This is a genomic window from Methylocystis silviterrae, assembly GCF_013350005.1.
GTDB classification, from domain to species: Bacteria; Pseudomonadota; Alphaproteobacteria; order Rhizobiales; family Beijerinckiaceae; genus Methylocystis; species Methylocystis silviterrae.
Genome location: NZ_JABVWW010000047.1, coordinates 1 through 4464, shown reverse-complemented (window position 1 = coordinate 4464; position 4464 = coordinate 1). Strand labels below are relative to the sequence as shown.

4 protein-coding genes are annotated in these 4464 nt (G+C 56.7%); 3 read left to right on the top strand and 1 reads right to left on the bottom strand.

All coding sequences use genetic code 11. The features are described 5' to 3' along the window. Positions 1-352 precede the first annotated feature (352 nt). From HUN39_RS18835 to HUN39_RS19715, 3 genes are all read left to right on the top strand, one after another. Entirely contained in the window at positions 353-1612 is a 1260-nt protein-coding gene (locus HUN39_RS18835; RefSeq protein ID WP_175095963.1) for a glycosyltransferase family 4 protein, read from the top strand. A gap of 32 nt (positions 1613-1644) precedes the next feature. After that, positions 1645-2595: a GDP-L-fucose synthase gene (gene fcl / locus HUN39_RS18830; protein ID WP_175095962.1), complete on the top strand. Its 951-nt coding sequence runs from the start codon at positions 1645-1647 to the stop codon at positions 2593-2595. Between the two features lie 164 nt (positions 2596-2759). Next, on the top strand, positions 2760-3026 hold the full coding sequence (locus HUN39_RS19715; RefSeq protein ID WP_175095961.1) for a transposase: 267 nt from the start codon (positions 2760-2762) through the stop codon (positions 3024-3026). A 183-nt stretch (positions 3027-3209) separates the two neighbouring features. On the opposite strand, the gene HUN39_RS18820 is transcribed toward HUN39_RS19715, so the two are convergent. Beyond that, on the bottom strand, positions 3210-4109 hold the full coding sequence (locus tag HUN39_RS18820) for a tyrosine-protein phosphatase (protein WP_175095960.1): 900 nt from the start codon (positions 4107-4109) through the stop codon (positions 3210-3212). Positions 4110-4464 lie beyond the last annotated feature (355 nt).

Genomic DNA, 4464 nt, shown 5'->3' with positions numbered 1-4464 from the left:
CTGCGCAACGTCTATCGCCCCGGCGACGTGCGCAAGCGCGGCTTCACCTATGTGAGCGTCGGACGGACGTGAGAGGAGGCAAAGCTCGTTGGCAAGCATAGCGCCCGCCAATGCAATACCCCTCGATTCAGGATTCGCGCCAGTGCTTCCAGATCCGAAAAGCGTTGTGCGCCGAAATGTTTCCACTATTCACGTTTAGCTTGGCTGACTTGAAAACCCTGTCACCGCGCGGCCTTGGGAGGGACAGCAAAAAATCAATGAAACCTCAACCTGACCGGGCTGAATTCATTGGCGCCCGCAAAGCGCGGCAGCAGAGACAATCTTTGTACGCCAACACCGATTGCGTCACGCCATGACTTCGCCTCAGCATATTTTCGTCAATCGCTTTTTTTATCCGGATCATTCCGCCACGAGCCAAATCCTGTCTGACCTCGCTTTTCACTTGGCGCGCTGCGGCACGCGAGTAAGCGTAATCACGAGCAGCGGCCTCTATGACGAGCCTAAGGCCGATCTTCCGCCCTTCGAAATTATAGGCGACGTCGCCACCCATCGAGTCTATAGGCCGCGTTTCGGCCGTGGTTCCCTCGCCGGCAGAGCGACCGATTATCTCGCCATGTATCAGTGCTTCGCAGCCGCCGCTTGGCGCCTGTCGAAGCCAGGAGATTTCCTCATCGCCAAAACTGATCCGCCGCTGCTATCGGTTGCCCTGGCGCCGGTTGCTCGCGTAAAAAGGTTAGCCCTCATCAACTGGCTACAAGATCTTTATCCGGAACTAGCTCTTGGCCTTGGGATGCGCGCGCTGACGCCCGTCGCACCGTTGATGATCGCAGCTCGCAATGCCAGCCTAAAGTCGGCGCGCTGCAATGTCGTTCTCGGGGAGCGCATGCGCGACCGCCTCGAAGCTGCTGGGATCAGCGCCGGGCAAATCCAGATCATTCCGAACTGGTGCGATGATGAATCAATCACGCCTCTACCGACAAACGACAACCCTCTGCGCTCGGCCTGGGGGCTGGATGACAAATTCGTGATTGGTTATTCGGGCAATTTGGGACGGGCGCATGAATATGCGACCCTACTCGACGCAGCGGAATACTTGCGTGACGACCGCGACATCGTTTTTCTCTTTATCGGCAGCGGCCATTCGATGCAGTCGTTGCGATCCGAAGTCGAGCGAAGGGGGCTTGCCGAAAATTTCCAATTTCGGCCCTATCAAGCAGCAAATGATTTGGCGCAATCATTGTCCCTTCCGGATGTGCATTGGATCTCGCTTCTGCCTGCAATGGAAGGGCTGATCGTGCCCAGCAAGTTTTATGGCGTCGCCGCGGCCGGACGCCCAACCATCGCCGTGACCGATCCGGCTGGAGAAATCGCTGAACTCGTGAGGCGCTATCAGTGCGGCGCGGTCGTCACGCCGGGCGACGGACACGCTCTGGCCCAGGCGATCCGAGATTTCAGGACTGACCGGGTGCGTCTTGAGCAAATGGGCCGTAATGCGCGTGCGCTGCTTGATAGATCATTCCGCAAGAAGATCGCATTGAACCATTGGGAGCGCCTCTTTCAAAGGGCGTGTGCCCCTTCTAGCGAACGCTTAGGCGCCGAGCCCATAAATTAGGTTCAAGAGCTATAGCCACGGGGGGTGGATCAATGGACGAACGCATTTGGGTCGCCGGACATCGCGGGATGGTTGGTTCAGCCATAACACGACTGCTCGAAGCGCAGGGCCGCAACGTGCTGAAGGTCGATCGCTCGATTCTTGACCTACGGCGTCAGCCTGAAGTTGAATTTTGGCTTAGGGCGAACCAACCCACGGCCATCATATTCGCCGCTGCGAAGGTCGGAGGCATTTTAGCGAACAGCTCCTATCCCGCCGATTTCATATATGACAATCTGACAATTCAGACCAATGTGATCCATGGAGCGCACAAAGCGGGAGTCGACCGTTTGGTCTTTCTTGGCTCTTCATGCATCTACCCTAAGTTTGCGCCACAGCCGATCGTAGAGTCATCCCTGATGACCGGACCGCTGGAGCCAACAAACGAGTGGTATGCGATCGCCAAGATCGCCGGAATTATGACCTGTCAAGCGTATCGGCGCCAACATGGCCGTCGCTATATTTCGGTAATGCCCTGCAACCTTTATGGGCCAAACGATAATTTTAATTTGCAGACCAGTCATGTCTTGCCAGCGCTCATTCGCAAATTTCATGAGGCAAAACTGAGCGGCTCGCGCGAGGTCGTTGTGTGGGGCACGGGAACGCCGTTGCGCGAATTTCTACATGTAGATGATCTCGCGAAGGGCGTCGTCTTTTGTCTCGACCATTACGACGAGTACGAACATATCAATTGCGGCGCCGGCTTCGACGTTACAATTCGCGAAATCGCCGAAACCATCGCCCGTGTTGTCGGATTTGATGGACAGCTCGTTTTTGACACGACCAAGCCGGACGGGACGCCGCGCAAAATCATGGATTCTACCCGCATCCGCGCGCTTGGATGGAAGCCCGAGATTTCCCTTGAAGACGGTCTCGCGTCATCTTACCGATGGTTTATCGAACATGTCGCAGACTGCACAGACGAGCGAATGCAAGAGGCTTAGCATTACAGTGACGGACGTAAGCGTGATCGGGTAACCGCCTAGCGGTAAGCGCTGTTGTGGCGCCTCCTTCCAACGGAGGATGAAAGCGGCGAGTCTGATCTCCTGATGTGGAGATAAAGGCTGTGTCTAGACTTGATCATGCGCTTGAACCTAATGGCGGTCCGATGCGTCGGATTGATGTGATCACGGGCAGCGGCGAGCGCCGTCGCCGCTGGTCGGATGAGGAGAAGTCGCAAGCGATCGAAGAGTCCTTTGCGCCTGGCGCGGTGGTTTCGGTAGTCGCCCGTGGCGCGGCGGCGGGTGGCGGAATTGACGCCGTTTCATTCACGCCGGTTGTTGTTTGTGGAGCGACGAGAGGAAGCGCCGGTCGCTTTAGCGTCGGAGAGCAGATCGGTCGCGGCTCGCCCCCATGTGATCGAACTCGATATTGATGGCTCAAGCCGCCTCTGGATCAGCCGCGCAATCTCGCCAAGAGCGTGACGGTGGAGTAGTGCTCAGCCCCTCGTGATGATCTCGACGGCGTTCTGCGCCTCGACACAGGCGGACTCATTGGTCAGAGCAGATCAAGCGCAAGCGTTCGCGCAAGGAGCCAAGCTGCGCCGCTCACGTTTCTATTATCCAAAAAAACGGTCGAGCAACCCTGAAAAACCGCGATCTGCCCCGTGTCGGCGCTTTTCTCCCGGCCCGCTGTCGCGCCCAGCCCCGGTCCATCGCGACCGCTGCCCGCGAGAACGACTCTCTACGCTATAGGGATCACCCGAGTTCGAATGCTGTGCCCGGGCTGGGGGGGTCACGTCAGATGGAGCGACATTCTCCAAGATCGCGCGCGGACGAATAAGAACAAGCTGCTCCGCTTCTGTCTCGCCCAGCCATTTCGCCGCTGCCGCACGTCCCTCGGCAAGGTCAGGCCTTCGGCGCCTTGCTCCGTGGGCGTCAGAAGCCAAAATATGGACCATCCCCTCATTCAACATTCGTTCAGACCAATATTGAGGTCTCCTGCCAAAGGAGCCTGTCACTGAACCGGAGGTAAGTTGCATCCAGACGCCAGCCTGGAAGAGTTGAACGAATGTCTCAAAACGACTTTCTATCCACGTCAATCTCTCAGGATGGGTGAGAATCGGCACGTAGCCCGCACTCAGCAGTTCAAAAAAGAGATATTCAATACGTGGCGGCGCAACGTGATGTGGCGGCTCCACGAGCACATATCTCGTGTCAGCAAGCGATAGGATTGCGCCAGATCGCAATCCATTCACCATGTTTGGGACAATATGGGCGTCGGCGCCGGTCACCAGGCGCAAAGGAATTCCATGTTCATCCAGGCAGTTCTGAAATTCGTCGACCGCCAATCGAATTTGCGGGCCGGAATTATCATAGACGCCAGGAAAGATGTGGGGCGTGCAAGCCTGAACGGTGACGCCGTTGGCGACGGCAATACGCGCCATCTCGAGAGCAATGTCGATGTTGGCGGCGCCATCGTCAATTCCTGGCAAAATGTGCGAATGTAGATCTATCATCAAATAACCTCGACGCTGGCGCCTGCGAACAGGCTAACTTCGTAACAAATAATGCCTTTTCTTTGACTTAACGGCCTTCCAAAAAAGCGCCTTGAGCGCGGCAATACATTTTCGGCGGCGCTCCAGACGCTATCGAATTGAGATTCAATCCACTCGGGCGATGAGAAGAAGGCTCGCGCCGCATGTTTCGATCATGGAGGAAGCTTGCGGTGCAGTCGGCAGGCGCTCTCACATCGGCGCGTCCGACGCTTCCGGCGCCAGATATACGCGGACAGCCTTAGGGTCCAGACTCATAACCAATAGCTGATTGTCGCCGCGATGCAGACGGCTGCGAGAAAGTTAGTTGCGCTTCGAT